Annotated in this window: 25 protein-coding genes and 1 pseudogene; 13 read left to right on the top strand and 13 right to left on the bottom strand. The window is 66.0% G+C overall.

Going from position 1 to position 25,565, the window contains the following annotated elements; all coding sequences use genetic code 11:
* Position 1: 1 nt before the first annotated feature.
* Positions 2-175, bottom strand: a pseudogene (locus B6S44_RS29800) (helix-turn-helix domain-containing protein); the annotation flags it as partial.
* Between the two features lie 91 nt (positions 176-266).
* On the opposite strand from B6S44_RS29800, the gene B6S44_RS07475 reads away from it, so the two are divergent.
* From B6S44_RS07475 to B6S44_RS07485, 3 genes are all read left to right on the top strand, one after another.
* Entirely contained in the window at positions 267-824 is a 558-nt protein-coding gene (locus B6S44_RS07475; RefSeq protein ID WP_126113829.1) for a LemA family protein, read from the top strand.
* 34 nt (positions 825-858) lie between these two features.
* A complete protein-coding gene (locus tag B6S44_RS07480) occupies positions 859-1,923 on the top strand; it encodes a M48 family metallopeptidase (protein WP_129156162.1) in 1,065 nt (354 codons plus the stop codon).
* Positions 1,924-2,019: 96 nt separating this feature from the next.
* Positions 2,020-2,253 (top strand): hypothetical protein, encoded by a 234-nt coding sequence (locus B6S44_RS07485; RefSeq protein WP_129156163.1) that lies wholly within the window; start codon positions 2,020-2,022, stop codon positions 2,251-2,253.
* Between the two features lie 16 nt (positions 2,254-2,269).
* Here B6S44_RS07485 and B6S44_RS07490 read toward each other — a convergent pair whose 3' ends face one another.
* The gene (locus tag B6S44_RS07490; RefSeq protein WP_129156165.1) at positions 2,270-2,878 is read right to left on the bottom strand and encodes a 2-hydroxychromene-2-carboxylate isomerase; all 609 of its coding nucleotides are present in this window, start codon (positions 2,876-2,878) and stop codon (positions 2,270-2,272) included.
* A 255-nt stretch (positions 2,879-3,133) separates the two neighbouring features.
* Here B6S44_RS07490 and B6S44_RS07495 point away from each other — a divergent pair, with 255 nt between their 5' ends.
* A complete protein-coding gene (locus B6S44_RS07495) occupies positions 3,134-4,366 on the top strand; it encodes an argininosuccinate synthase (RefSeq protein WP_129156166.1) in 1,233 nt (410 codons plus the stop codon).
* A 153-nt stretch (positions 4,367-4,519) separates the two neighbouring features.
* Here the strand turns inward: B6S44_RS07495 and B6S44_RS07500 are convergent, their stop codons facing one another.
* The 3 genes from B6S44_RS07500 to B6S44_RS07510 form a co-directional block, all read right to left on the bottom strand.
* On the bottom strand, positions 4,520-6,373 hold the full coding sequence (locus B6S44_RS07500) for a potassium transporter Kup (RefSeq protein WP_248309510.1): 1,854 nt from the start codon (positions 6,371-6,373) through the stop codon (positions 4,520-4,522).
* A gap of 217 nt (positions 6,374-6,590) precedes the next feature.
* Entirely contained in the window at positions 6,591-8,792 is a 2,202-nt protein-coding gene (locus tag B6S44_RS07505; protein ID WP_129156170.1) for an esterase-like activity of phytase family protein, read from the bottom strand.
* Positions 8,793-8,928: 136 nt separating this feature from the next.
* The gene (locus B6S44_RS07510) at positions 8,929-9,351 is read right to left on the bottom strand and encodes a hypothetical protein (RefSeq protein ID WP_129156172.1); all 423 of its coding nucleotides are present in this window, start codon (positions 9,349-9,351) and stop codon (positions 8,929-8,931) included.
* 132 nt (positions 9,352-9,483) lie between these two features.
* Between B6S44_RS07510 and B6S44_RS07515 the strand changes: the two genes are divergently transcribed.
* Both B6S44_RS07515 and B6S44_RS07520 read left to right on the top strand, forming a co-directional pair.
* Positions 9,484-10,305: a helix-turn-helix domain-containing protein gene (locus B6S44_RS07515; protein WP_129156174.1), complete on the top strand. Its 822-nt coding sequence runs from the start codon at positions 9,484-9,486 to the stop codon at positions 10,303-10,305.
* 88 nt (positions 10,306-10,393) lie between these two features.
* Entirely contained in the window at positions 10,394-10,585 is a 192-nt protein-coding gene (locus B6S44_RS07520) for a CsbD family protein (protein ID WP_129156176.1), read from the top strand.
* A 60-nt stretch (positions 10,586-10,645) separates the two neighbouring features.
* Here the strand turns inward: B6S44_RS07520 and dnaJ are convergent, their stop codons facing one another.
* Together dnaJ and dnaK are read right to left on the bottom strand one after the other, a co-directional pair.
* Positions 10,646-11,779 carry a molecular chaperone DnaJ gene (dnaJ, locus tag B6S44_RS07525; RefSeq protein WP_129156178.1) on the bottom strand — a complete coding sequence of 378 codons (1,134 nt, stop codon included), beginning with the start codon at positions 11,777-11,779 and terminating at the stop codon, positions 10,646-10,648.
* Between the two features lie 135 nt (positions 11,780-11,914).
* Entirely contained in the window at positions 11,915-13,837 is a 1,923-nt protein-coding gene (gene dnaK, locus B6S44_RS07530; protein WP_129156180.1) for a molecular chaperone DnaK, read from the bottom strand.
* A gap of 459 nt (positions 13,838-14,296) precedes the next feature.
* On the opposite strand from dnaK, the gene B6S44_RS07535 reads away from it, so the two are divergent.
* Positions 14,297-15,199, top strand: coding sequence for a hypothetical protein (locus tag B6S44_RS07535; protein ID WP_129156182.1), 903 nt, complete (start codon positions 14,297-14,299; stop codon positions 15,197-15,199).
* 10 nt (positions 15,200-15,209) lie between these two features.
* Here the strand turns inward: B6S44_RS07535 and B6S44_RS07540 are convergent, their stop codons facing one another.
* Positions 15,210-16,115, bottom strand: a complete 906-nt coding sequence (locus tag B6S44_RS07540) for a methylated-DNA--[protein]-cysteine S-methyltransferase (protein ID WP_129156597.1) — start codon at positions 16,113-16,115, stop codon at positions 15,210-15,212.
* Between the two features lie 198 nt (positions 16,116-16,313).
* Here B6S44_RS07540 and B6S44_RS07545 point away from each other — a divergent pair, with 198 nt between their 5' ends.
* Positions 16,314-16,916 carry a class I SAM-dependent DNA methyltransferase gene (locus B6S44_RS07545; RefSeq protein WP_129156184.1) on the top strand — a complete coding sequence of 201 codons (603 nt, stop codon included), beginning with the start codon at positions 16,314-16,316 and terminating at the stop codon, positions 16,914-16,916.
* 7 nt (positions 16,917-16,923) lie between these two features.
* Here B6S44_RS07545 and B6S44_RS07550 read toward each other — a convergent pair whose 3' ends face one another.
* Both B6S44_RS07550 and B6S44_RS07555 read right to left on the bottom strand, forming a co-directional pair.
* Positions 16,924-17,451, bottom strand: a complete 528-nt coding sequence (locus B6S44_RS07550; RefSeq protein ID WP_129156186.1) for a hypothetical protein — start codon at positions 17,449-17,451, stop codon at positions 16,924-16,926.
* A 2-nt stretch (positions 17,452-17,453) separates the two neighbouring features.
* Positions 17,454-17,981 carry a DUF2244 domain-containing protein gene (locus tag B6S44_RS07555; protein WP_129156188.1) on the bottom strand — a complete coding sequence of 176 codons (528 nt, stop codon included), beginning with the start codon at positions 17,979-17,981 and terminating at the stop codon, positions 17,454-17,456.
* Positions 17,982-18,001: 20 nt separating this feature from the next.
* Between B6S44_RS07555 and nth the strand changes: the two genes are divergently transcribed.
* The gene (nth, locus tag B6S44_RS07560) at positions 18,002-18,703 is read left to right on the top strand and encodes an endonuclease III (protein WP_129156190.1); all 702 of its coding nucleotides are present in this window, start codon (positions 18,002-18,004) and stop codon (positions 18,701-18,703) included.
* Between the two features lie 7 nt (positions 18,704-18,710).
* Here nth and B6S44_RS07565 read toward each other — a convergent pair whose 3' ends face one another.
* Both B6S44_RS07565 and B6S44_RS07570 read right to left on the bottom strand, forming a co-directional pair.
* Entirely contained in the window at positions 18,711-19,697 is a 987-nt protein-coding gene (locus B6S44_RS07565; RefSeq protein ID WP_129156192.1) for a Bug family tripartite tricarboxylate transporter substrate binding protein, read from the bottom strand.
* On the bottom strand, positions 19,630-20,832 hold the full coding sequence (locus tag B6S44_RS07570; protein WP_282568170.1) for a 4-oxalomesaconate tautomerase: 1,203 nt from the start codon (positions 20,830-20,832) through the stop codon (positions 19,630-19,632). The genes B6S44_RS07565 and B6S44_RS07570 overlap by 68 nt, the downstream gene beginning before the upstream one ends.
* A gap of 85 nt (positions 20,833-20,917) precedes the next feature.
* Here B6S44_RS07570 and B6S44_RS07575 point away from each other — a divergent pair, with 85 nt between their 5' ends.
* Entirely contained in the window at positions 20,918-21,832 is a 915-nt protein-coding gene (locus B6S44_RS07575; RefSeq protein WP_129156194.1) for a LysR family transcriptional regulator, read from the top strand.
* 3 nt (positions 21,833-21,835) lie between these two features.
* Here the strand turns inward: B6S44_RS07575 and B6S44_RS07580 are convergent, their stop codons facing one another.
* On the bottom strand, positions 21,836-22,633 hold the full coding sequence (locus B6S44_RS07580) for an undecaprenyl-diphosphate phosphatase (RefSeq protein WP_129156196.1): 798 nt from the start codon (positions 22,631-22,633) through the stop codon (positions 21,836-21,838).
* Between the two features lie 239 nt (positions 22,634-22,872).
* Between B6S44_RS07580 and B6S44_RS07585 the strand changes: the two genes are divergently transcribed.
* Genes B6S44_RS07585 through B6S44_RS07595 form a run of 3 tightly spaced genes read left to right on the top strand, consistent with a single transcriptional unit; the run spans position 22,873 to position 25,564 of the window.
* Positions 22,873-23,565, top strand: coding sequence for a glutathione S-transferase family protein (locus B6S44_RS07585; RefSeq protein WP_126113847.1), 693 nt, complete (start codon positions 22,873-22,875; stop codon positions 23,563-23,565).
* Complete coding sequence (queG, locus tag B6S44_RS07590; protein WP_129156197.1) at positions 23,463-24,701, top strand: tRNA epoxyqueuosine(34) reductase QueG; 1,239 nt, start codon at positions 23,463-23,465, stop codon at positions 24,699-24,701. Before B6S44_RS07585 ends, queG begins: the two co-directional genes overlap by 103 nt.
* Complete coding sequence (locus B6S44_RS07595; protein WP_129156199.1) at positions 24,698-25,564, top strand: SDR family oxidoreductase; 867 nt, start codon at positions 24,698-24,700, stop codon at positions 25,562-25,564. The genes queG and B6S44_RS07595 overlap by 4 nt, the downstream gene beginning before the upstream one ends.
* Position 25,565: the final 1 nt, after the last annotated feature.

The raw sequence follows: 25,565 nt of genomic DNA on the forward strand, positions 1-25,565 counted from the left end.
GTCAGCCGGCCCTGACCTGCGAGGGCGAGCGGCCGAAGCGCTTGCGGAAGCTGCGATTGAAATAGGAGAGGTCGCCGAAGCCGACCTCGAAGGCGACGCTGCTGATCGAGAGGGCGTCGTCTTCGGCCGACATCAGCTTGAGCCAGGCGCGCTCGAGCCTGCGCTCCAGTACATAATCCGAGAAGCTTCCCTACCGTCGCCCTTCATGCAAGGTTGCCGGCGAGATCGCCTGTGCCGCAAGATCGCCTGTGCCGGAGGAGAACACCATGGGTTGGGTCGTCCTTGGACTGATCGTCGTCGTCGTGGTCTGGCTGATCATGACCTATAACGGCCTCGTCGCGATGCGCCAGCGCGTCAACCAGGCCTTCGCCGACATCGACGTGCAATTGAAGCAGCGTCACGACCTGATCCCGAACCTGGTCGAAACCGTGAAGGGCTATGCCAGCCACGAGAAGGAAACCTTCGACGCGGTGATCAAGGCGCGCAACCAGGCGCAGGCCGCATCCGGCCCGCACGACCAGGCGGCTGCCGAGCAGCAATTGACCGGCGCGGTCGGTCGCCTGCTCGCACTGGGCGAGGCCTATCCCGACCTGAAGGCGAGCGCGAACTTCCAGCAGCTGCAGCAGGACCTCGGCAATGTCGAGGACAAGCTGGCAGCGGCTCGGCGCTTCTTCAACAACGCGGTCAGCGAGTTCAATGCGGCGATCCAGGCCTTCCCGGCCGTGTTCTTCGCACCGCAAATGGGCTTCTCCCCGCGCGAATTCTTCGATGTCGGCGAAGAGACGCGGGCGCAAATCGAAGTCGCGCCGACCGTGAAGTTCTGAGCGCCTAGAGAAGCGTCACAGCGGAGCTGCGGCGATGCCGGGGGAAGCCTTCGGGCTCTACACCCATCAGCGCAACAACCGGACCCGGTCGATCGCCCTGATCATCGGGCTCTTCCTGATGGTCTATCTGACCGTCTGGGGCGTGATGCTGGTCGGCTACGGCTATGTCGGCGTGCCGCGCGGACGCACGGTGCTGAACTTCGTCGGCCAGCGCTTCTGGGCCTGGCTGCCGTTCATCACGCTCGGCACGGCCGCCTGGGTCCTGATCGGCTTTCGAGTCAATGTCGCGCTGATCGAGGCTGTCTCGGGCGCCGAGGGCGTGACGCGGGAGGCGCAGCCCAAGCTCTACCGGATGTTGGAGAATCTCTGCATCTCGCGCGGCATGGTGACGCCGAAGCTCGCCATCATCCAGAGCGACGCGCTCAACGCCTTCGCCAGCGGCGTCAACGACAAGCAGTTCACGGTGACGCTGACCACCGGGCTGATCGAGCAGCTCAACGACGCCGAGATCGAAGCGGTGATCGCCCATGAGCTGACCCATATCCGCAATGGCGACGTCAGGCTGATGGTGATCGCCGTGGTGATCGCCGGCATCATCTCCTTCGTCGGCGAAATCCTGTTCCGCAATCTCGGGCGGGTTCGCATCTCCTCGGACGGCGACAAGAAGGGCAGCGGCTTTGCGATCGTCCTCGGCTTTGCGGTGATTGCCGTCGCCTGGCTGCTCGCCGTGCTGATCCGGCTGTCGTTGTCGAGGGCTCGCGAATACCTCGCCGATGCCGGGGCGGTCGAACTGACCAAGAACCCCGACGCGATGATCTCGGCCCTGCTGAAGATCTCCGGCCGCGCCGACATCGACAATGTGCCGTCGGGCGTGATGGACATGTGCTTCGAGAACGACCCCGACGATTTCGCCGATCTGTTCTCGACCCATCCTTCCGTGACCAAGCGCGTGCAGGCGCTGGTGCAGACCGCCGGCGGGCGCCTGCCGCCACAGGCATCACCCGGTCCGCCGAAGATCAGCGAGCGCCAGACGCTGCCCGAGATCGCCGAGACCTCGGCCGCACATGGGCCGTGGTCGCGGCCAGCGCCACCGGCCTGAGCCGACTTCTCGCGCTGTGGACTCGCGACGGCCCCGGCAATAGCTTGTCGTTAGGGAACGGAGACGACAATGCGGAGCTTTCTCGGACTGACCGCATTGGCGCTCGCGATTGCGCTTCCGCGACCCGCGCTCGCGCAGGAAGGCTGCCAAACGACGCAGAGGTCCTGCATGAAGATCTATCAGCGTTGCGACGAAAACTGCCAGAACCGCAACAATCCCAGCGCCTGCGTGGCGCGCATTTGCAACCCCGCGCTCGCCGGCTGCAAGGCGAACGGCGTCTGGAAAGCGAGCGCCTCGACGGCCTGCTGGAAGACAAACAACCGCACCTGAAGAGGTCGCGAGCGCGTCAGCGCCCGTCCTTCGCCCAGGCGAGTGCTTCCTCCAACCTGTCGTCGCCCCAGAACAGCTCGCCGTCGCCGGTGACGAAGGTCGGCGCGCCGAAGATGCCGAGCGACTTGGCGAGCTCGGTCTCGGCCTTGAGCCGTCCCTTGACCTCCTCGCTGCGCGAGGCGGCAAAGGCTGCTGAGGGGTCGGCGCCCGCCTCACGAAGGGCACCACTCAGCACGGCTTCTTCGGCGATGTTGCGGCCTTCGCAGAACTCGGAGCGGAACAGCGCCCTGGAGAAGGCAGGCAGCCAGCCGGCCTCGCGTCCCGCGAGCGCGAGCCGCGCCGCAATCAGCGAGTTCTGCGGGAAGGTCTCGGGCTTGACGATTGTGAGGCCAGCTCGGCCGGCCCGTCGCGCCACGTCGCGCCACATATAGCGGCCCTTGTTGGGGTAGAGATTGAATGGCGAACTGGTCCAGCCCTGGGCAGCGAAGATCGGGCCGAGCAGGAAAGGCCGCCAGCGCACGCTGACGTCGGCTGCATCGGCCAGCTCCTCGATCCGCAGGGCGCTCAGGCAGGAATAGGTCGATGCGAACTCGTACCAGAAATCCAGAACAGGACGATTCGGCATCAAACCTCCGCGCGGGAGCGGCTTAAAAAAACTGGATCGATTCTCCGCCCCCGCGAATCGACCCGCAAGCCAGAAGCCGCAAACGCGTTACCGACAGCGATCCATCAAACGACGACGCGTAATCGATCAGAAGGTTCCGATTGCGTCGCCCCAAACCCTGCGATAGTGCCCGGTTACGTCCGAAATGCGGCCGGCTAAGCCGCATTCTCACACTGTGCACGATCCGTCGTGCCGCCACTGCAGGAACTGAAGCCCATGGTCGACAAGCGCGTCAACAAGGTCGTGCTCGCCTATTCCGGCGGGCTCGATACCTCGATCATCCTGAAGTGGCTGCAGACCACCTACAATTGCGAGGTCGTGACCTTCACCGCCGATCTCGGCCAGGGCGAGGAGCTCGGCCCGGCGCGCGACAAGGCGCTGCTGCTCGGCATCAAGCCGGAGAACATCTATATCGAGGACCTGCGCGAGGAGTTCGTGCGCGACTACGTCTTCCCGATGTTCCGGGCCAATGCCGCCTATGAGGGCGTCTATCTGCTGGGAACCTCGATCGCCCGCCCGCTGATCGCCAAGAAGCTGATCGAGATCGCCGAGAAGGTCGGCGGCGACGCCGTCTCGCATGGCGCGACCGGCAAGGGCAACGACCAGGTCCGCTTCGAATTGACCGCCTATGCGCTGAAGCCCGACGTCGTGGTGATCGCGCCCTGGCGCGAATGGGACCTGCGCTCGCGCGAGCAATTGCTGGCCTTCGCCGAGCAGCACCAGATCCCGATTGCCAAGGACAAGCGCGGCGAGGCGCCGTTCTCGGTCGACGCCAACCTGCTGCATGCCTCCTCCGAGGGCAAGGTGCTGGAAGACCCGGCCCAGGAAGTGCCTGACTACGTCTATTCGCGCACGATCTCGCCGGAGGACGCCCCCGACAAGCCGACAGTGATCTCGATCGACTTCGAGAAGGGCGATGCGACCGCGATCGACGGCGTCAAGCTCTCGCCGGCGACGCTGCTGGCGAAGCTCAACGATCTCGGCCGCGACAACGGCATCGGCCGGCTCGACCTGGTCGAGAACCGCTTCGTCGGGATGAAGTCGCGCGGCATGTACGAGACGCCCGGCGGCACGATCCTCGCCGTGGCGCATCGCGCCATCGAGTCGATCACGCTCGACCGCGGTGCCGCCCATCTCAAGGACCAGCTCATGCCGCAATATGCCGAGCTGATCTATAACGGCTTCTGGTTCTCGCCCGAGCGCGAGATGCTGCAGGCGCTGATCGACAAGAGCCAGGAGTTCGTGGCGGGTACAGTGCGGTTGAAACTGTACAAAGGAGGCGTCCACGTCATCGGCCGCTCCAGCCCATACTCGCTCTACGACCAGGACCTCGTCACCTTCGAGGAAGGTGCGGTCGCCTACGACCATCGCGACGCCGCCGGCTTCATCAAGCTCAACGCGCTGCGCCTGCGCACGCTCGGGCAGCGCAAGAAGAAGCTGGGGCTCTGAAAAGACCGGCTTTTCGGCACACGCCGTCATTCCGGGCTCAGCGAAGTGGAGCGCCGGAATCCATCGTAGAGCTCAGCGCCCTTCGATGGATTCCGGATTTGCGCTACTTCGTAGCTTGTCCGGAGTGATGCGTTTGGCTGATCGCTCCGGCGATCAGATCTCGATCTCCACCCCGACCTCCACGACCTGCTTGGCCGGGATATGGAAATGGGCGGCCGAACGCTCGGCGTTGCGCTGCATGAAGGAGAAGAGCGCCTCCCGCCACATCGCCATCCCCGCAATCTCCTCGCGCGGAATGACCGTCTCGCGGCCGATGTAATACGACATCTGGTCGAGATCGACGCCCGGCAGAAGGCCGCGCTCGACACCGCAGCGCAAGCCGTCAGGAAAGCGCGGTGTCTCCATGAAGCCGAAATGCAGGATCACGCGCGTGACGCCGGGGGCGAGCTCGATCACCTCCATGCGGTTTTCGTCGGACACGCGCGGGATTTCCTCCAGCTTGCCGGTGACAAGAAGAATGCGCTCGTGCAGGGCGTGGTTGTGGCGGACGAAATGCGTGAGCGAGAGCGGAAGCCCACGCGCAGCCGAGGCGAGGAAGGCGGCAGTCCCCGGAAGGCGCACTGGCGGGTTCGTCGCCAGCATGTCGAGAAATTCCTTCTCCGGCTCCCGCTGGCGGCTGCGGGCTACCTCCACCAAAGCAAGGCCGCGCCGCCAGGTGAGCATGATCACCACCAGCACGAGCGCCAGGACCAGCGGATACCAGCCACCTTCATGGAGCTTGGGCAGGTTGGCTGAGAAGAAGGCAAGGTCGATCAGCAGGAAGAAACCGTTGACCGCCACGACAAGGATCGGGTTGTAGCCCCATTTGAGGGCGATCAGCGCTGCTAGCCCGGTGGTGATGGCCATCAGCAGCGAGACAGCGATGCCATAGGCTCCGGCCAGCGCGTCGGACGAGCGGAACATGAAGACCGAGGTCAGCGTCGCCAGGCAGATCATCCAGTTGACGATCGGGATGTAGATCTGCCCCTTCTGGTCATGGGCCGTGTGCTTGATGTGGACGGCGGGGAAGAGGCCGAGTTGCACGGCCTGTTGGGTCAGCGAATAGGCGCCGGTAATCACGGCCTGCGAGGCAATGACGGCCGCAGCGGTGGCGAGGAAGATCAGGGGATAGTGCGCCCAGTCCGGGGCGAGCTGGTAGAACGGGTTGTTGAGGGCTGCAGGTTGGATGAGCAGCAGCCCGCCCTGGCCGAAATAATTGAGCATCAGCGCCGGCAGCACGATGGTGAACCAGGCGAGACGGATGGGTTTGGGGCCGAAATGGCCCATATCCGCATACATCGCCTCACCCCCGGTCACGGCCAGGAAGGTGGCCCCCAGCACGGCGAAGCCGACGAGCGGGGCGGTGTGGGTGATGAAGTAGAGCGCAGCGAACGGGTTAATCGCCGCGAGAATCTCCGGCGCCATCAGGATGCCCCGGATGCCGAGCAGCGCGAGCACCAGGAACCAGAACAGCATGATCGGCCCGAACAGCCGGCCGATGAAGCCGGTGCCCTTGCTCTGGACCAGGAAGACGCCCATCAGGATCGCGGCCGTCAACGGCACGACGGCCGGAGCCAGCATCGGTGCGTCGACCTTGAGACCCTCGATCGCACTGAGCACGGAAATGGCCGGCGTGATCGCACCGTCGCCATAGAGCAGAGCGGCGCCGACGAGTCCGATGACGAGAGCATAGGCTCGCCCTGTGCCTGGCTTGGCATGGCGCGCCTTGAGCAGGGCCAGCATCGCCATGATGCCGCCTTCGCCGCGATTGCCGGCGCGCAGGATCAAGATCGAGTACTTGATCGAGATGATCAGGATCAGCGCCCAGAGGATCATCGAGACGCAGCCAATGACAGCTTCCGGCTGCAGGGCGCCTCCGGCACTCGCGGCCCGGGCCGCTTCCTTGAGCGCATAGAGCGGGCTGGTCCCGATATCGCCGTAGACGACACCCAGAGCCCCGAAAGTCAGGGCAGGGATGGAGCCGCCGTGATCGGGATGAGACGGCGTGCCGTCCTGTGACAGAACCTCACGGGCCATGCGCCGCCTCCCCTTTGGTGGAAGTAGCGCATGTCGCAGCGCTGGCAGCAAGACATGACCCGGCGGGATTGCTGTACTCGGCGGCAGCAACATCCAAGGGCGCCAACATGCCGGCGAGCGTCACTCGCCGGCTTTTTTGTTTTGCGCCCTATTTCGCGAGCTTGCCAAAGGCGAAGAACTGGGTCTCGCCGGAGGAGTCGTCGACGCCGTCATTGTCGGTGACGACGAAGAGCTCGCCGGCCCTGTCGACCGCCATGCCCTCGACCTTGTCGAGCCCGTAGCCACCGAGCTTCATCAGGTCCGGCGTCAGGTCGCGCAGCAGCTTCTTCTCGACCGTCGGAATCTCCGAGGAGCCGAACGGCGCCGGCTTCAGGCCCTTCACCGAGAAGGTAGCCAGCGTCTTCACCGCCTTGGCGCCGAACTGATTGTCACGCTCGATCACCGCGAAGCTGTCGTCGCCGAGATAGGTCAGTTCGGAGAGGCCCATCCAGGCGCCGGCGGCGGGAGCCGTCAGCGGGTAATAGAGGATGCCCCAGCTCTTGGTCGAAGGCTTGTAGGTCAGGAGCTTGACCTTGCCCTTGGGGTCGTCCTTCCACTCGCGCTGGACCGCGATCCAGACCGTCTCGTCCTGGCCGGAGCCAGTGACGGCGACGCCCTCATAGCCCTGGTTGATCGCCTTGGCGGCGAACTCCTCGGGGAGCGCGATCTCCTCCTCGACCTCGCCCTTGGCAGAAGTACGCAGCAGCAGGTTCTGCGTCGGCTTCTCCTTGCGCTCCGGCGCGCCTTCCGAAGCCAGCCAGAAGCCGCCGCCCGGGCGGGTCGCGATCGCTTCGAGATCATAGGAGGTGGGCTTACCGTCCTTGGTCACGGTGAGCGCGCCGGTGATCATCGCAGGCTTCTTCGTCGCGTCGATTTCGAGGATACGCGAGGGCGTATAGGCGCTGTCGGTGACGCTGAAGAGCCGGCCCGGCAGCTCGGGATGAGCGGCAAGACCAGACAGCGCACCCCAGCCGAGCGGGGCGCCATCGACATCAGCCGAGACGATGGTCGGATAGGCGATCGGGGCCTCGCTACGCTCGTAGATCGTCACCGCCGAGCGCGGCCCGCCCTTGTCGCCGAGATCGGCCTCGGAGGCGGAAACGAAGAGATTGCGCTGGGGGATGGCGAGCAACCCCTCCGGCGCGATGCCGGCGGGCAGCGCCTGCAGATAGCGCGGGGTACGGCCCGGTCCTTCGTCCTTGAAGACGAGCACGAGCGAAGCGCGCTCGAGCCCGACGAAGATCAGACGATCGCCACCGTAAGTGCCGACCTCGATGCCCTCCGGCTCGCTGCCCTTGGCGGCGGAGCGGCGCTCCGGATAATGGCCGAGACGGATGGCGATATGGTCGACCATGTTGCCGGCATCGAACTCGACCGTGCCGTCCTTGCGGAAGATGGTGAAGCCGCGCGAGCCGCCCTTCCAGTCGCCCTCATTGGCGGTGACGAAGCGGTCATTGTCGAGCCAGCGCACCGCATCGGGCTCGCGCGCCACGCTCTTCAGTTCCTCGACCGGCTTGATCTGGCCGTCGCGGGTCTTGTCGATGTTCTTGAGATCGACGGTGCCAGCCGGGAAATGCGCGACGAGCTTGCCGGTCTTCGTATCGACCACGGCAAGATGATTGTTCTCCTGCAGCGTCACCACGGCGAGGCCGTCCTGGTTGACGTCGACGAATTCCGGCTCCGGATCGGTCGGCTCGACCGCGGCGATACCGGTGAGATCGACGACCTGCCTGGAAGCGCAATCGGCCTCGCCGCCCTTGAGGCCGATGAGGGTGAGATTGCCGGCGGGAAGCTGCGGCAGGTCGCCCTTGTTCAGCTTCTCGTCGCGCTCGTTCTCGATGACGATGGCGAGCTTGCCCTTGTCCTTGGTCAGCGTGATCGAGTCGGGCTGGCCGCCGAGCTCGCATGTCGCCGCGACCTGCCTGGTCTTGAGGTCGATCGTGGCGAGATGGCCGGCCGGCTCCTTGAAGTTGTCGCCGGAGGCGACGACCACGGCGAAGGCGCGCTCGCCGAGGATGACGACCGACGTCGGCTCGCCACCGACCGGGATGAAGCCCGCGGGCTTGGGGGCATTGGCCGTGCTGATGTCGATCAGGCCGATCGCCTTCTGCTCGGCATCGGTATAGGCGAGCAGCGTTCCCGCTTCGCTGGCGGTGATGATCTCCGCGACCGTCTTCTTTTTCGCGTCGCGGTCGGCCGGGAGGTTCAGCGGCACCTGGAAGGTGGCGATGCGGTTGAAATTCGGCTCGGCAAGCGCCGTTCCGCTGGCGAGGAGCGTCGCGAGAGCCGCAAGGACGAGGGGTTTGCGCATGGGACGGTCCTGTTCCGCAGGGGGAGGAGGCAGGCCTTCCGGCTAGTGAGCACAGGCGACAGTTTCGTGACAAGCCGTCGCAAAGCAAACGCCGCCGCGGACCATTCCGCAGCGGCGCAATATGGGGCACGAGCAATCAGTGCAGCGCAGCTTCGGCTCCAGCGGCTTCCGTGACCGACTTCTTCAGGCCGATCACTTCGAGTTCGGTGACAACGGCCACCGCCGCGGCCTGGGCCAGGACGAAGGCGATGCCGAGCGTGGTCGGCGCAAACCAGCCGGCAACCAGGATCAGCACACTATCGGCGACCCAGAGGATGTTGACGCCGATCACGGCATAGACGGCGAGCCGCGGCAGGCGCGCCCGGCTGGCGAAGAATGCCAGCGCAGCGGCGCAGGGCAGCAGCACCAGACCTGCACCGCGCAGGAACTCGACCGGAAAGCCGAGCAGGCCGGAGAGCGCACCGGCCCCGAGGCTGAGCAGCAGGCCGGTGCCAGCGCAGGCAGCCGCATCGAGAGCGAGAGCATTACGCAGGAAACGTGAGGACTGGATGAAGGCCATGGCTGTTCTCCAATTGGGCCCGTTCTCGTCAGGGCCGTTGCTGATGGGAGCCATGCTGACGAAGCCCAAGCGGCCCGTCGATTAAGCGAGAGGTAATTGGAAGGCGCCCCGGCTGCGGCTAGCTTGCTCTCCATGAACAAGCACCAGCAGCCCGTGATCGGGCATCTCATCCGCGACTGGCGCCAGCTGCGCCGTCTCAGCCAGCTCGATCTCGCCCTCGAGGCCGAGATCTCGCAGAAACATCTCAGCTTCATCGAAAGCGGCCGCTCGGCGCCAAGTCGGGACATGGTCCTGCTCCTCGCCGAGCATCTCGGCGTGCCCTTGCGCGAGCGCAATGCGCTCTTGCTCTCGGCCGGCTATGCCCCGGTCTATCTCGAACGCTCGCTGGAGGATCCGAGCCTGCAGGCAGCGCGCAGCGCGATCGACATGCTGCTCAAGGGGCACGAGCCCTACCCGGCGGTGGCGGTCGACAGGCATTGGACCCTGCTCGCAGCGAACGCGATGATCGCGCCGCTGCTGACACTGGTCGAGGACGCCGATCTGCTGCGCCCGCCGGTAAACGTGCTCAGGCTCAGCCTGCATCCGCGCGGGCTCGCACCGGCGATCATCAACCTCACCGAATGGCGCGGTCATCTCATCGCCCGGCTGCGTCAGCAGATCCGCGCCACGGCCGATCCGCTGCTGGCTGAGCTATTGACCGAATTGCTGAGCTATCCCGTTCCGGCCGCCCCGAGCACGAAGGGCCGATCACACGAAGAGGCGGAGCCGCCGATCGTCGTGCCTCTGAAGCTGCGGCTGGGTGAGACCATCCTGTCGCTGATCTCGACCACGACCGTGTTCGGCACGCCGGTCGATGTCACACTGTCCGAACTCGCTTTGGAGACGTTCTTCCCGGCAGACGAAGCAACCGGCCATGCTCTGCGGGCGATCGCAGCGTCCAATTCGCCCGCCTGAGAACGGAACCAAAGCCCGGCCGTGACGTTCTCCCATCCGAACCGGCGCTATTGCGCCGATCACGGATCATTCTGAAAGGAAAATGTCGATGGGCAGCACGACCGACAAGATCAAGGGCATGGCCAACGAAGCCGCCGGCAACGTCAAGCAGGCCGCCGGCAAGGCGCTCGACAAGCCCGGGCTTCAGGCCGAGGGCATCGCGCAGGAGCGCAAGGGCGAAGCCCAGCAGGCGGTCGGCAAGACCAAGGATGCGGTCAAGAAAGTGATCGACAAGGCCTGACCGCAAGGTCGGCCCGATCAAAAAAAGGCGGGCGCCGTGAGGCGCCCGTTTTTTTTGTTCTCAGGCCGCGCCGCCGAGGCCGCCAAGGAAATCCTTGACGCGGCCGAAGAAGCCGGCGGTCTCGGGGTGGGTGGCGCCGGAGCTCTCGCGCTCGAACTCCATCAGCAATTCGCGCTGGCGGGCGGTGAGCTTCTGCGGCGTCTCGACCAGCACCTGGATGTAGAGATCGCCCATCTCGCGCGAACGCAACACGCTCATGCCCTTGGCCTTGAGGCGGAACTGCTTGCCGGTCTGGGTACCCTCCGGGATTTTCACCCGGGCCTTTTCACCGTTCAGCGTCGGCACCTCGATCTCGCCGCCGAGCGCGGCCGAGGTCAGCCCGATCGGCACACGGCAGAACAGGTCGGCGCCGTCGCGCTGGAAGATCGCGTGCGGCTTGATCGAGAGGAAGATGTAGAGATCGCCCGCCGGCCCGCCGCGCAGGCCCGCCTCGCCTTCGCCGGCAAGACGGATGCGGGTGCCGTCCTCGACACCGGCCGGGATGTTGACCGAGAGCGTGCGCTCACGCGTGACGCGGCCGGCGCCCTGGCAACCGGTGCAGGGATCGTCGATGATCTCGCCGCGGCCACCGCAGGTCGGGCAGGTGCGCTCGACCGAGAAGAAACCCTGGCTGGCGCGAACGCGGCCATGGCCACCACAGGTCGGGCACTGGCGCGACTTCGAGCCTGCCTTGGCGCCGGTGCCCGAGCAGACCTCGCAGGCCATCGAAGTCGGGACCCGGATAGTCTCGTTCTTGCCGGCATAGGCGTCTTCGAGGCCGATCTCGAGATTATAGCGCAGATCGGCGCCGCGCTCGCGGGCATTAGCGCCGCGCGGGCCGCGGCCACGGCCCTCGCCGAAGAAGGATTCGAAGATGTCGGACATGAAGTCCGACATGTCGGCCGGACCGCCTGCGCCGCCGCCACCATTCTCGAAGGCCTGGTGACCATAGCGGTCATAGGCGGCGCGCTTCTGGCCGTCGGAGAGGATCTGATAAGCCTCGTTAAGCTCCTTGAACTTGATCTCGGCCTGCTTGTCGCCCGGATTCTTGTCCGGGTGATGCTGCATGGCGAGCTTGCGGAAAGAGCCCTTGAGCTCGATTTCCGTCACCGTCCGGGAGACCCCGAGGATTTCGTAATAGTCGCGCTTCGACATTCAACCAGCTGCCCCTACGCCGCCCTGCGCTTCCTACGCAGACCAGCGAGTCATGTCCTGCCGACGCCATCGCCTTAATGGAATGGCCGGGTCAAGCCCGGCCATCCCGTAACGGTCGATGACCAGCGCGCCGCCTCAGGCGCTCTTCTTCTTGTCGCCCTTGTCGTCGCTGACGTCCTTGAAGTCGGCGTCGATGACGTCGTCCTTCTTCGGCTCCTCGGCAGCGGCGCCCTCGGGTGCGTTCGCTTCGGCCTGGCTGGCGGCGTACATCGCCTCGCCGAGCTTCATCGACACCTGCATCAGCTCGTTGGTACGCGAGGAGATCGCCTCGACGTCCTCACCGGTCAGCGCAGTCCTGAGGGCCTCGAGCGCGGTCTCGATCGCGCCCTTGTCGGCCTCCGAAACCTTGTCGCCATAATCCTTCAGCGACTTCTCGGTCGAGTGCACGAGGCTCTCGCCCTGATTCTTGGCCTCGACCACCTCGCGACGCTTCTTGTCGTCGGCGGCGTTCGCCTCGGCATCCTTGACCATTTTCTGGATCTCGGCCTCGGAGAGGCCGCCGGACGCCTGAATGCGGATCTGCTGCTCCTTGTTGGTGGCCTTGTCCTTCGCCGTCACCGAGACGATGCCGTTGGCGTCGATGTCGAAGGTCACCTCGATCTGCGGCATGCCGCGCGGAGCCGGCGGAATGCCCATCAGGTCGAACTGCCCGAGCATCTTGTTGTCGGCCGCCATCTCACGCTCGCCCTGGAAGACCCGGATCGTCACCGCGCCCTGGTTGTCCTCGGCGGTGGAGAAGACCTGGCTCTTCTTGGTCGGGATCGTGGTGTTGCGGTCGATCAGGCGGGTGAAGACACCGCCCAGCGTCTCGATGCCGAGCGACAGCGGGGTCACGTCGAGCAGCAGCACGTCCTTGACGTCGCCCTGCAGCACGCCGGCCTGGATCGCGGCGCCGATGGCGACGACCTCGTCAGGGTTGACGCCCTTGTGCGGCTCCTTGCCGAAGAACTGCTTCACCACCTCCTGGACCTTCGGCATGCGGGTCATGCCGCCGACGAGGACGACCTCGTCGATCTGCCCCGCCGACAGTCCGGCATCCTTGAGCGCCTTGCGGCAGGGCTCGATGGTGCGCTGGATCAGGTCGTCGACCAGGCTCTCGAACTTGGCGCGCGAAAGCTTGATGGCGAGGTGCTTCGGACCAGAGGCATCCGCCGTGATGTAGGGCAGGTTGATCTCGGTCTGCGCCGTGGTCGAGAGCTCGATCTTGGCCTTCTCGGCAGCTTCCTTCAGGCGCTGCAGAGCGAGCTTGTCCTTCTTAAGATCAATGCCCTGCTCGCGCTTGAACTCGTCCGCCAGGTACTCGACCAGGCGCATGTCGAAATCCTCGCCGCCGAGGAAGGTGTCGCCATTGGTCGACTTCACCTCGAAGACGCCGTCGCCGATCTCGAGGACCGAGACGTCGAAGGTGCCGCCGCCGAGGTCATAGACCGCGATGGTGCCGGCCTGCTTCTTGTCGAGGCCATAGGCGAGCGCCGCCGCGGTCGGCTCGTTGATGATGCGCAGCACCTCGAGGCCGGCGATGCGGCCGGCATCCTTGGTGGCCTGGCGCTGGGCGTCGTTGAAATAGGCCGGGACGGTAATGACGGCCTGCGTGACCGGCTGGCCGAGATAGGCCTCCGCGGTCTCCTTCATCTTCGTCAGCGTGAAGGCGGAGATCTGCGAGGGCGAGTAGTCCTTACCGTCGGCCTCGACCCAGGCGTCGCCAGACGGGGCCTTCTTGATCTTGTAGGGGACGAGATCGATGTCCTTCTTGGTCATCGGATCGTCGAAGGTACGCCCGATCAGGCGCTTGATGGCGAAGAAAGTGCGCTCCGGATTGGTGACCGCCTGGCGCTTCGCCGGCTGGCCGACCAGACGCTCGCCGTCATCCGTGATGGCGACGATGGACGGCGTGGTGCGGGCGCCTTCCGAATTCTCAATGACCTTGGGCGTCGACCCTTCCATCACTGCAACGCAGGAATTGGTCGTTCCGAGGTCGATACCGATGACTTTACCCATGGATGGGATCCCTTTCGATTTAGCAGATCGCCGAAAAGCCCGCGCACGAGGCGCCGTCCTCCGGCCCATGGCCCCAAGTCGCCCCCACCTTCCGCGGCGAACGAACCCGGGATATCCACGTCTGGCAGCGAAATGACGGAACGAGGCACTGGCCCCGGCCCGGTTTCGGCCGCCGGTTAGAATAAAGATCGACCGGTCCTGCGTTTCAGCGCTCGCATGTGAATGTTGGCGCTTGGCACAATCCGGCCCCGATGGTCGACAAAACCACCGCTTGGCGGCGTATATAGGGAGGGTGACGCCCTGCTTGCAAGGCACGGAGCCGGATTAAGAATCGGCTTTGAGCGGTGTCCTGCACAGAATTCGCAGGGCTGACCATTCTGGATAAGTGTTGCCTTCGTGCTCTTGCGCAGCAAGCTCGGCCAATTCATTCAAAAGAACCTTGCGCAACGGGAACCAGCCGTGACCACGACTCGCCGCCCGACCGCCCATCGTCTCGCCGCCGGCGCAGCGCTGGCCTGGCTCGGCCTTGCGAGTGGGGCTCTGGCGCAGCCGTTGCAACTGCCCGGTGCACAGCCCTTCAACGCGCCCGGCGCCCAGCAGTCGGCGCCGGCTTCGGTCGGCGCCCCGGCGACGCCACGCCCGCGCACCATGCCGGCGATCAAGATTCCCGGCGAAGATTCGATCCTCGGCAAGACGCTGCGCCGCAATGGCGGCTTCGGTGAAGCAACGCTGGAGAAGACCGGCAATGGCTATGGCCTGAAACTGCGCGCCGAGGGCTTCCAGTCCAGCAATCTCACCGAACCCTGCGCGATCTCATTCGGCGACGCGCCCGTGCCGGTGACCTCGCTCGGCAAGCCAGCGGGACTGGCGCGCTACAAGCTCGAAGCGCCTGCCTGCCCGATCGTCTTCGACGTGCTCGAGGGCGCTTTCCTGGTGATCGAGCCCGAGCAGCCCTGCGTGATCGAGGCTGCGGCGTGCCGCATTGATCCCCGCGGGGTCTGGGGGCCGGATGTGCGCACGCTTCCCGCCCGCGCCAAGGAGATCGACGGCGAACGCACCAAGGCCGAGACGGCGGTCCGCGACGGCTTTCGCGCGCTCTCGGCCAAGGCCGACTTGCCTGAGCAGAGGTCCATCGCCCGCGAGCAGGCCGGCTTCTCCTCGGAGCGCGAGCAGATCTGCCGCGACTTCCAGCGCGAGGGCTCGCATGGTTTCTGCGGTGCCCGCGTGACCGAAGCGCGCGCTGCCTCGATCCGCTCCCGGCTCGGCCTGCCCGATCCGAAGCCCGAGACGGCCAAGCCGCGCCCGGCCACGGCGAGACGGGCGCCCCCGCCCGCGGCGGCGCCCGCTCCAGCCATCCAGTAAACCTATCGCCTCAGGCTGCCTGGCCGCTCGCGACCTGGCCCGCCTCCCAGCCGAGGATGGCGCGCTTGCGCGTCAATCCCCAATGGTAGCCGGTGAGCGCGCCGGACTTGCCGATGACGCGGTGGCAGGGAACGACGAAGGAGATCGGGTTCTTGCCGACCGCCGCGCCGACTGCGCGCGCCGCCGAGGGCTTGCCGATATGACCGGCGACGTCGCCATAGGTGGTGGCGCAGCCGACCGGAATGCGCAGCAACGTCTCCCAGACGCGGACCTCGAAATCGGTGCCGATCAGCACGACGCGCAGCGGCGTCTGGGGCGACCAGCTGCCGGGCTCGAAGACGCGGGCCGCATAGGGTTTCGTTGCCTGCGGATCGAAACGGTAATCCGCATGCGGCCAGCGCCGCATCATGTCGGCGAGCGCCTCGGCCCGGCCGCCGATGACCTTGCCACCGTCGAGGCTGTTCGAGACCCAGCCGAGGCCGGCAAGACCACGCTCGGTCACCACCACCAGCGCTTCGCCGAAGGGCGAGGTGTGGAAGCCATAAGACAGTCGCAAGCCCTCGCCGCCGGTCTTCCATTCACCCGGCGACATCGCCTCATGGGTGACGAAGAGGTCGTGCAGACGGCTCGGCCCGGAGAGCCCGACTTCGAAGCTGGTGTCGAGGATGCTGGCGGACGAGGCCAGCAGGCCCTTGGCGTTGTCGAGCGTGATCGCCTGCAGGAAGGCCTTGGGCGTCAGCCCGCACCAGCGGCGGAACAGGTGATGCACGTCGGTCGGGGTCGCGCCGGCCGCGTCGGCGATCGCCTCGATCGTCGGCTGCTGGCGCCAGTTGTTGGTGATGTAGGAGAGAATGCGACGCACTGTATCGTAGTCCGAGCCGGGCGCGGCCGCCGGAAAATCGGCCTCCGAAGGCATGGCTTCGGCGGCGCGGGCGAGCACGGCATTGGAGACGGTGATCGGTTTCATCGCAGTTCGGAAGCTGGAGTGAGCGTTCATCTGTCTATCCTCGCGATCTGAATCTCATGCTCACGAAGCTAGTCATGTCAGCATGCGTCTCCCACCCGAAAGCTGACAAGCTCGTCTTCGCCAGCGATGGTGCGTAGAAGTTTGCAGATGACCCGTTCCGCCGATGCCATCGTCTCGCTCTATGAGCGCCATGCCACCGCCTACGACCAGCAACGCGGCCGGTCGCTGATGGAAGCGCGTTGGCTCGACCGATTTTTGTCGCTGCTGCCGGCAAGCCCTTCGGTGCTCGATATCGGTTGCGGCATGGGCGAGCCGATCGCAGCGTATCTCATCGCGCGGGATTGCACCGTCACCGGTATCGATTCGTCGGAGCCATTGATCGCGCTCTGCCGTGAGCGCTTCCCCAAGCAGGCCTGGCAGGTCGCCGACATGCGCTCGCTCGCGCTCGGCCAGCGCTTCGGCGGGCTGATCGCCTGGGACAGCTTCTTCCACCTAGGCCATGATGATCAGCGGCGGATGTTCCCGATTTTCCGCGAGCATGCCAGCGATGACGCGGCATTGCTCTTCACCAGCGGGCCGAGCCATGGCGAGGCGATCGGCATGTTCGAAGGCGAGCCGCTCTATCATGCCAGTCTCGACCCGGCCGAATATCGCGCCCTGCTGGGCGAGAACGGTTTCGCCGTCGTCGATCATGTCGCGGAGGATGCGAGTTGCGGCGGCCACACCATCTGGCTCGCCCGGTTGCACTGAATGCGGCTCAGGCGGGTAGCCGCCCCGCCAGGAACCGCAACAGCTTCTCCCGCGTCAGGCGCTGGTTGTTGCGATGCCACTCGTCGCTGGTGAAGAAGACCGGCGAGCTCTCGTCCCAGCCGCTGCAGCTATAATCCGACTGCTCGGCAAAGAAGGCGACGAACGCCTCACGCGAGCGCCATTCCGCGATCGCCTCGCCCGGATGATGGCCGTCCAGGATGTCGCACAGCTTGACGCCGGCCTCGGTGCGGATGAGCCCATGGCCACAGAAGTCGCGGTGGAATTCGTGGATCAGGCCCTCGCCGACCGGGCAGGTCATCAGATGATCCCAGACCTGCCCGGCCAGCACCGGGCCGAACAAGGCGCGATCGAGCTTGTCGCGTAGCACGAGGCCATAGGCGCGTACCCTCGCTTCACCATCACTGATTTGCGCCACTGAACCTGCGCCGGGCTTGCGCAGCGTCGCCCGCAAGGCGGCGCCGAGCACGACCACGATCACTGCCAACGCGATCAGCGGGATGATCGTCGCGGCCATGTTCAGGCTGGTTCGAAATCCGGGCCGCGCTTGGCCTTGGCCAGCGCCGTGCCGAGCGCCTGCGCGAAGCCCTCGCGTTCCTGCGGCGAGAGCGCGGAAGCGACCACGGTCCGCTGGCCGCGCGAGACCAGCGAAAGCGCGAGCAGGCCGTAATCCTCGTCATCCTCGCGCTCGATCTTCGTCCAGGCGGGATTCGAGCGCCAGATGTTCTCGCGGCCGTGATGTGAGACCTTGCGCAGCAGCACCTCGAGCGGCGTCACGACGATGCGCTCGAAGGCGCGGGCTGCGTTGAAATTGGCCTTGAAGGCGATGAAGATCGCGATGATGTCGAGACCGAAGAAGCCGGCGACCGGCCAGGCGCCCAGTACTATGAAGGGGATCGAAGCAGCAAAGCTGACCAGGCAGATCAGCGTCATCACGATGCGGAAACCGTCCTGACCGAGCGAGCGATACGGCGTGATCGTCGCGTCGAAGACCGGCCGCTCGGCCGCTTCGGCTGCCGTGTCGCAATCGGGCTTGCCCAAGGTCATCCGCGAATTATAACGCCGCTATGCCCCTGCCGAACAGTCCGAAACGCCGCAGCCCGCCGCCCAAACGGATCACAGATCCGAAACCGCGCAGCGCCGCCGAGATCTACGAGATCTTCAGCCGCTTCCGGCAGGCGAGGCCCGAGCCGAAGGGCGAGCTCGACTATACCAACGCCTTCACCTTGCTGGTCGCCGTCGTGCTCTCGGCACAGGCGACCGATGCCGGCGTCAACAAGGCGACGAAGCAGCTGTTCGAGCTCGCCGATACGCCGCAAAAGATGCTCGCTCTCGGCGAGGACCGGGTGCGCGAACTGATCAAGACGATCGGGCTCTACCGCAACAAGGCGAAGAACGTCATCGCACTCAGCGAGAAGCTGATCGCGGAATTCGGCAGCGAGGTGCCGACCGCGCGCGAGGCGCTGGAGAGCCTGCCCGGCGTCGGCCGGAAGACCGCGAATGTCGTGCTCAACATCGCCTTCGGCGAGATCACCCATGCGGTCGACACCCATGTCTTCCGCGTCGCCAACCGCCTGCGCATCGCGCCCGGCAAGAACGTGCTGCAGGTCGAGCTCGGCCTGGAAAAGGCTGTGCCGGCCGAGTTCGGCCGGCACGCGCATCACTGGCTGATCCTGCACGGACGCTACACCTGCAAGGCGCTGCGTCCGGCCTGCGAGACCTGCGTCGTCGCCGATCTCTGCGATTCCGCGGACAAGCGGATCGCCTAGAACGCCGTCAATTAATGGCGAGTCGGGCCTGCTTGATAATCCCGGCCCAGCGGCGTGACTCGGCCTCCATCATCGCGGCGAATTCCTCGGGCCTGTTGCCGATCGGCTCAGCGCCCTCATTCTCCAGGCGCTCGCGGATCAATGCGCTGTTGATGGTATCAACCGTGGCCTGGCGCAGCTTGGCGGTGACATCCTTCGGCGTGCCCTTGGGCACGACGAAGCCGTACCAGGCCGTCGCCTCATAGTCCGCCCAGCCGCTTTCGGCGACCGACGGTACCTCCGGGAAGAGCTTGGCGCGAGCCTTGCCGGTCACCGCCAGCGCCCGGACCTTGCCGCCATGGATCAGGCCGAGCACCGACGGCACGGTGGTGATCATGAAGTCGCTGTTGCCGGCGAGCAGGTCGGTCAGCGCCGGCCCGGCGCCGCGATAGGGCACGTGCACGGCCTCGAACTGCGTGGTCTGCGCCAGCAGCACCGTCGCGAGATGGCTGGCGGAACCGTTGCCGGCAGAGCCATAGGTCAGCTTGCCGGCATTCTTCTGGGCGTGGCCGACGAGTTCGGCCAGCGTCTTGTGCGGCGAGTTTGGCGAGACCACCACGACGAGCGGCGCGGCCGAGATCAGTGTCAGCGGGTCGAAGGCGGTGAGTGGATCGACCCGGACATTCTTGAACAGATGCGGGTTGACCACCATCGGGCCCTGATTGGCCATCAGCACGGTGTAGCCGTCTGGCGAGGCTGCAGCCGCCTGGGCGGTGGCGAGATTGCCACCGGCCGAGCCGTTGTTCTCGACCACCAGCGACTGGCCGAGTCGCTCGCCGACACCCTGCGCGACGAGGCGCGCGATCGCATCCGTGCCGCCGCCGGCGGCATAGGGCACCAGCAGCTTCATCGGCCGGTCCGGGAAGGCGGCCTGGGCGTGCGCGAACTCAGGCAGACAGGTGCTGGCCGTGGCGGCCGCGATCAGGCTGCAGAGATGGCGGCGCGTGATCGTCATGGGTCAGTTCTCCTCCCGTTTCCGCCCTCTCTGCAAGCGCGAGGATCGTGCTTGCGGGGACGATGACGTTTCCTTCGAAAATACGGCGCGCGGTACGCACCAGGCTCGCGCGGGTCACCTGACCGGCAGCGTCGAGCGAAAGATCGACCTGAATGGCGCCGCTCGGGTGCTCGATCGTGACCAGCGAGCCGGTCTCTAGGCTCAGCATCTCCGCGGCGACGCTGCCGGCGATGCGGCTCGCCGCAGCGACGCAGAGCGCACCGGTGACGGCGTGGCTGCGATGGCAGCGATCCGGGGTGAAATAGCGCGAGGTCAGGCTGCCGCCGCGACGCGCGGGCGAGAGCACCCCGACCTTGGGAATGACGCGGCCGGCGACATCGCCGAGCCCCATGCGGCGTCCGGCCTCGCGGCGCAGTTGCTCCAGTCGCGAGAGCATAGTGGTATTTGCATCGAGCTCGGCCGGCGTCTCGTCGCCAGCGAGGCCAAGATCAGCGGCGCGTAGCAGCAGCATCGGCGTGGCGTAGTCGATCAGCGTCACCGGGACGCCGTCGATCTCCTCGCGGGCGGTGCCGGTCGGCAGCAATGCGCCGGTCTTGGAGCCGACGGCTTGCAGGAAGCCCAGCCTGATCGGGGCGGCCGTGCCGGCAACGCCGTCGATCGCGGTTGCGCCGTCATAGGCGACGACGCCGCCCGGCGTCATCACGGCAGCCTCGATCAGCGCGCCGGTGTTGCGGTTGTGGATGCGCACGATCGTCTCGCCATCGGCCGCCGGCACCAGGCCGGCCTCGATCGCAAAGGGACCGACGGCGGAGAGCATGTTGCCGCAATTCGGACTGAGATCGACATGGGCGCGCTCGACCGCGACCTGGGCGAAGAGATAGTCGACATCGGCATCGGGCCGGCTGGAACGGCTGACGATCGCGACCTTGCTGGTCAGCGAATTGCCGCCGCCCAGCCCGTCGAGCTGCAGCAGATGCGGCGAGCCCATCGCGGCGAGCAGCACGCGATCACGCGCCGCCGGATCGCTCGGCAGGTCGCTTTCCAGGAAGAACGGGCCGCGCGAGGTGCCGCCGCGCATCAGCACGCAGGGGATGCGCAGGGCCTGAGCATGCGGAAGCTGGAAGGGAGCGGACAAGGGCGTCACCCGGCGATTGCGATGCCCTCTCTTCTCAAATCGAATAATCGCTGTGAAATGCAGAGATCGACGCTATTGATACGTCATGAGCATCAATTTCGAAGCCCTCGACCTGCGTGCCTTCATCTCGGTCGTCGAGCTCGGCGGCTTCCACCGCGCCGCCGAGGCACTCAACATGTCCCAGCCGGCGCTGAGCCGCCGCATCCAGCGCCTGGAAAGCGCGGTCGGAGCGGCATTGCTGGAGCGCACGACGCGCCGGGTCGCGCTGACCATGGTCGGGCGCGAGATGCTGCCTTTGGTCCGGCGCATGCTCGACGAGTTCGACAGCTCGATCTTCGCGATGCGCGATCTCGGCAGCCGCCGCGCCGGGCAGATCGCCCTCGCCTGCGTGCCCACGGCCGCCTTCTACTTCCTGCCCTCGGTGATCGCGCGCTTTCAGGCACAGTATCCGAACATCCGCTTCCGCATCCTCGACCTTTCGGCCAATGACGGGCTGGAAGCGGTGGCGCGCGGCGAGGTCGAATTCGGCATCAACCTGATCGGCGGCTCCGATGCCGAGCTCAGCTTCGAGCCGCTGATCGACGACCCGTTCGTGCTGGCCTGCCGGCACGACCATGCGCTCGCTTCAAAATCGACCCTGGGCTGGGGCGATCTTCAAGATCACCCACTGGTCACCGTCAGCCGCAGCAGCGGCAACCGCGCCATCCTCGACGCAGCGCTAGTCAAGGTTGGGGTCAGGCTCGACTGGTCGTTCGAGGTGACGCACCTTTCGACCTCGCTCGGCCTGGTCGAGGCGGGCCTCGGCATCTCGGTGCTGCCGAAGCTGGCGACGCCGGGCGAGAACCACCCGATCATCGTGACCCGGCCGATCCGCGATCCCGAGGTCTCCCGCACCATCGGCGTGGTCAGGCGCCGCGGCGTCAAGCTGGCGCCGGCGGCGGAACGCTTCCTGGAGATGCTGCTCGGAACCTGGCGCGGGCCCCTACTCGCTTCAGAGTGAAGTTCAGCCGAAGACCCAGAGCCCGGCGAGACCGGCCGAGCCGACGATGATCCGCCACCAGGCGAAGGGGGCAAAGCCCCGCTTCGAGACGAAATCAAGGAAGCTGCGGACCACGATCAGCGCCGAGATGAAGGCGGTGACGAAGCCGACGCCGATGAGGGCGACGTCGTTCGTCGTCAGCTCCTTGTAGTTCTTGAGCAGATCATAGGCGAAGGCGCCGGCCATGGTCGGCATAGCCAGGAAGAAGGAGAACTCGGCCGCGGCCCGCTTGTCGGCGCCGAGCAGCATGGCGCCCACGATGGTCGAGCCGGAGCGCGAGACGCCCGGCACCATGGCAAGGCACTGGATGAAGCCAATTTTGAGATACATCAGCAGTGGGAACTTCGTGGCGTCGTGGTGCTTCACCTCGAGTTCCAACTCGTCGACGACGAGGAGAACGAGACCGCCGGCGATCAGCGTGCAGCAGACCAGGAAGGGGTTGAACAGCACGCCCTTGATGAAGCCGTGCGCGAGCGCGCCGATCACCGCCGCCGGCAGGAAGGCGACGAGCACGCCGAGGACGAAGCGGCGGGCGGACGGATCGGTGCGCAGGCGCAGGGCGATATCGAGCAGGCGACGGAAATAGACCAGCAAGATCGCCAGGATCGCGCCGAGCTGAACCAGGATCTCGAAGGCCTTGCCCTTGGATTCGAAGCCGAGGAAATGCCCGAGCAGCAGCAGATGCCCCGTCGAGGACACCGGCAGGAATTCGGTCAGCCCCTCGACCACGCCGAGCACGGCGGCGACAAGAAGGTCATGCATGGGAGGGTCCTTCCGAGCCTTGCTGGTGCGGCGCAACAAAAGCGCGCCGAACGCGTTAAAGCTATGGCGCACGGTCTTTGCAAATTGGTTACCAGACCGGCAAGGATTTCGGCGCAAATCGCCCCTTTTCCCGGTCCTGGGTTGTGAGGCTTAGCCGGCAGGCCTATACGGGGGCGCTCTATTGCGCTGCACTAGGCGCCTGCTTCCCCCGCCGAACCTCCCATTTTTCCAGCAGTTCGATGGCCACGCTTCACCATTACTCACTTTGCCCGCATTCGCGTTTCATCCGGCTCGCGCTCGGCGAGTTCGGCCTCGATGCCGCGCTGGTGGAGGAACGCGTCTGGGAACGGCGGCGGGAATTCCTCGAGCTCAATCCGGCAGGCACGACCCCCGTCCTGCGCGAAGACAGCGGGCTTGTCATTCCGGGCCCCGGACCGATCGCCGAATATCTCGACGAGACGCGCGGGCTGGCGCTGGGCGAGCGGCGCCTGCTCCCCGAGGGGCCGGGCGGCCGGATCGAAGTGCGTCGGCTGCTCGACTGGTTCAACATCAAGTTCAATGAGGAGATCACCGCCCCGCTCGTGCTCGAGAAGGTGATGAAGCGCTTCATGAACCGGGACGAGGGCGGCGGCCCACCGGAAATGAGTGCGATCCGCGCGGCGCGCGGCAATGTGCGCTATCATCTGCGCTACGTCGCCTGGCTGACGGCGAAACGGAACTGGCTCGCCGGCGATAATCTGAGCTATGCCGATCTCGCCGCGGCGGCGCATCTGTCTTGCGTCGACTATCTCGGCGACGTGCCCTGGGACGAGGATGAGGCTGCCCGCGCATGGTATGCGAGGATCAAGTCCAGACCGAGCTTCCGGCCGCTGCTGAGCGACCGGATTCCCGGAATGGCGCCCTCAGCCCATTACGACGACCTGGACTTCTGAGCGGCGAGAAGCTCAAGGCCGCGATCGCCGCGCGCGCCAAGGCCGAGGGCTTCGTGGTCATGCGCGTCGCACCCGTCGACGCGATTCCCGAGGCGCCGCAGCGCCTCGCCGGCTGGCTCGAAGCCGGCCATCATGGCGAAATGACCTGGTTGACCGAGCGCACGGCGGAGCGCGCCGACCCGGCGACTCTATGGCCGGCAGCACGCTCGGTCGTCATGCTCGGCATGAGCTATGCCGGCGAAGGCGACCCGCTCGCCGTCCTGGCGCAGCGCGACCGCGGCGCGATCTCGCTCTATGCCCGCCGGCGCGATTATCATGACGTGATCAAGGGCAAGCTGAAGAGCGTCGCCGGCGTGCTCGCGGCGCGCGGCAACGCCGAGGTCAAGGTCTTCGTCGACACCGCCCCGGTGATGGAAAAGCCCCTCGCTCAGGCCGCCGGGCTCGGCTGGCAGGGCAAGCAGACCGTGCTGGTCTCGCGCCAGCATGGCGCCTGGCTTTTCCTCGGCGCGATCTACACCTCAGCCGAACTGCCGGCGGACGAGCCGGAGCGGGACCATTGCGGCTCCTGCACGCGCTGCCTCGACATCTGTCCGACCAAGGCCTTCCCGGCGCCCTACCAGCTCGATTCGCGGCGCTGCATCGCCTACCTCACGATCGAGCATCAGGGCCATATCGAACCCGAATTCCGCGCGGATATCGGCAATCGCATCTTTGGCTGCGACGACTGCCTCGCCGTCTGCCCCTGGAACAAGTTCGCGGAAGCCTCGCACGAGACGCGCCTGGCGCTGAAGGACGAGCTCGACGCGCTGCCGCTGACGGAGCTCGCTGCGCTCGATGACGCTGCTTTCCGTCTGCTCTTTGCCGGCACGCCGGTGAAGCGGACCGGTCGCGATCGCTTCATCCGCAATGTGCTGATCGCGATCGGCAACAGCGGCGACCCGGCGCTGGCCGCAAGCGCCGAAGCCCTGCTCGACGACGCTTCGCCGCTGGTCAGGGCAATGGCGACCTGGGCGCTCGGGCGGCTTGTCCCGGCCCGCGCTGCCGAACTCGCCCCGGAACGCCTCGCGAGAGAAGCGGATCCCGACGTCAGGGGCGAATGGGCTCGCCTTCTCCCCAACGAACTGGAACCAGCATGAAGCTCGTCATTTTCGGCCTCGGCTATTCGGCCGGGTTCTTCGCACGCGCCGCTCTGGCGAAGGGCTGGGACGTCACCGGCACGGTGCGCTCGGCCGAGAAGGCCGGCGAGCTCAGCCGGCAGGGCCTGCACACATTGGTCTTCGGCGGCTTTGCCATCTCGACGCCGCTGGCCAAAGTGCTCGCCGATGCGGATGCGGTGCTGGTCTCGGCTCAGCCGGACGAGGCCGGTGACCCGGTGCTCGGCGCGCTCACCGAGAAGCTTGCTGAGGCCGAGAAGCTGCGCTGGATCGGCTATCTCTCGACCATCGGCGTCTATGGCGACCATGGCGGCGCCTGGATCGACGAAACAGCCGAATGCCGGCCGACCAGCCGGCGCTCGCGGCAGCGGCTGGAGGTCGAGCAGGACTGGCTCGCCTTCGGCGCGAATAGCGGCAAGGCGGTGCAGATCTTCCGCCTGTCTGGCATCTATGGCCCCGGCCGCAATGCGATCACCAAATTGCAGGCCGGCAGCGCCAACCGGCTGATCAAGCCCGGCCAGGTCTTCAACCGCATCCATGTCGACGATATCGCCGGCGTGCTGATGGCTTCGCTCGAGAAGCCGCGCCCCGGCGCGATCTATAACGTCACCGATGACGAGCCGGCGCCACCGCAGGATGTCATCAGCTTCGCGGCCGAGATGGCCGGGCTGGAGCCGCCGCCGGAAACGCCATTCGATCCCGCAAAGCTCTCGCCGATGGCGGCGAGCTTCTACAGCGAAAACAAGCGGGTCTCGAACGCGCTGGTGAAGCGCGAACTCGGCTATGCTTTCCGTTACCCGGATTATCGGCAGGCGCTGCGCGACCTGGCGGCAGCAGGACCGTAGT

It is taken from the genome of Allobosea sp. Tri-44, from assembly GCF_004123845.1.
Lineage (GTDB): Bacteria > Pseudomonadota > Alphaproteobacteria > Rhizobiales > Beijerinckiaceae > Allobosea.

What these genes read in the sequence shown, in the direction of transcription:
- B6S44_RS07475 (WP_126113829.1), top strand. Translation starts at nt 267, where the DNA reads ATGGGTTGGGTCGTCCTTGGACTGATCGTCGTCGTCGTGGTCTGGCTG.
- B6S44_RS07480 (WP_129156162.1), top strand. Translation starts at nt 859, where the DNA reads ATGCCGGGGGAAGCCTTCGGGCTCTACACCCATCAGCGCAACAACCGG.
- B6S44_RS07490 (WP_129156165.1), bottom strand. Translation starts at nt 2,878, where the DNA reads ATGCCGAATCGTCCTGTTCTGGATTTCTGGTACGAGTTCGCATCGACC.
- B6S44_RS07495 (WP_129156166.1), top strand. Translation starts at nt 3,134, where the DNA reads ATGGTCGACAAGCGCGTCAACAAGGTCGTGCTCGCCTATTCCGGCGGG.
- B6S44_RS07505 (WP_129156170.1), bottom strand. Translation starts at nt 8,792, where the DNA reads ATGCGCAAACCCCTCGTCCTTGCGGCTCTCGCGACGCTCCTCGCCAGC.
- B6S44_RS07510 (WP_129156172.1), bottom strand. Translation starts at nt 9,351, where the DNA reads ATGGCCTTCATCCAGTCCTCACGTTTCCTGCGTAATGCTCTCGCTCTC.
- B6S44_RS07515 (WP_129156174.1), top strand. Translation starts at nt 9,484, where the DNA reads ATGAACAAGCACCAGCAGCCCGTGATCGGGCATCTCATCCGCGACTGG.
- B6S44_RS07520 (WP_129156176.1), top strand. Translation starts at nt 10,394, where the DNA reads ATGGGCAGCACGACCGACAAGATCAAGGGCATGGCCAACGAAGCCGCC.
- dnaJ (WP_129156178.1), bottom strand. Translation starts at nt 11,779, where the DNA reads ATGTCGAAGCGCGACTATTACGAAATCCTCGGGGTCTCCCGGACGGTG.
- dnaK (WP_129156180.1), bottom strand. Translation starts at nt 13,837, where the DNA reads ATGGGTAAAGTCATCGGTATCGACCTCGGAACGACCAATTCCTGCGTT.
- B6S44_RS07540 (WP_129156597.1), bottom strand. Translation starts at nt 16,115, where the DNA reads ATGCCTTCGGAGGCCGATTTTCCGGCGGCCGCGCCCGGCTCGGACTAC.
- B6S44_RS07545 (WP_129156184.1), top strand. Translation starts at nt 16,314, where the DNA reads ATGACCCGTTCCGCCGATGCCATCGTCTCGCTCTATGAGCGCCATGCC.
- B6S44_RS07550 (WP_129156186.1), bottom strand. Translation starts at nt 17,451, where the DNA reads ATGGCCGCGACGATCATCCCGCTGATCGCGTTGGCAGTGATCGTGGTC.
- B6S44_RS07555 (WP_129156188.1), bottom strand. Translation starts at nt 17,981, where the DNA reads ATGACCTTGGGCAAGCCCGATTGCGACACGGCAGCCGAAGCGGCCGAG.
- nth (WP_129156190.1), top strand. Translation starts at nt 18,002, where the DNA reads ATGCCCCTGCCGAACAGTCCGAAACGCCGCAGCCCGCCGCCCAAACGG.
- B6S44_RS07565 (WP_129156192.1), bottom strand. Translation starts at nt 19,697, where the DNA reads ATGACGATCACGCGCCGCCATCTCTGCAGCCTGATCGCGGCCGCCACG.
- B6S44_RS07575 (WP_129156194.1), top strand. Translation starts at nt 20,918, where the DNA reads ATGAGCATCAATTTCGAAGCCCTCGACCTGCGTGCCTTCATCTCGGTC.
- B6S44_RS07580 (WP_129156196.1), bottom strand. Translation starts at nt 22,633, where the DNA reads ATGCATGACCTTCTTGTCGCCGCCGTGCTCGGCGTGGTCGAGGGGCTG.
- B6S44_RS07585 (WP_126113847.1), top strand. Translation starts at nt 22,873, where the DNA reads ATGGCCACGCTTCACCATTACTCACTTTGCCCGCATTCGCGTTTCATC.
- queG (WP_129156197.1), top strand. Translation starts at nt 23,463, where the DNA reads ATGGTATGCGAGGATCAAGTCCAGACCGAGCTTCCGGCCGCTGCTGAG.
- B6S44_RS07595 (WP_129156199.1), top strand. Translation starts at nt 24,698, where the DNA reads ATGAAGCTCGTCATTTTCGGCCTCGGCTATTCGGCCGGGTTCTTCGCA.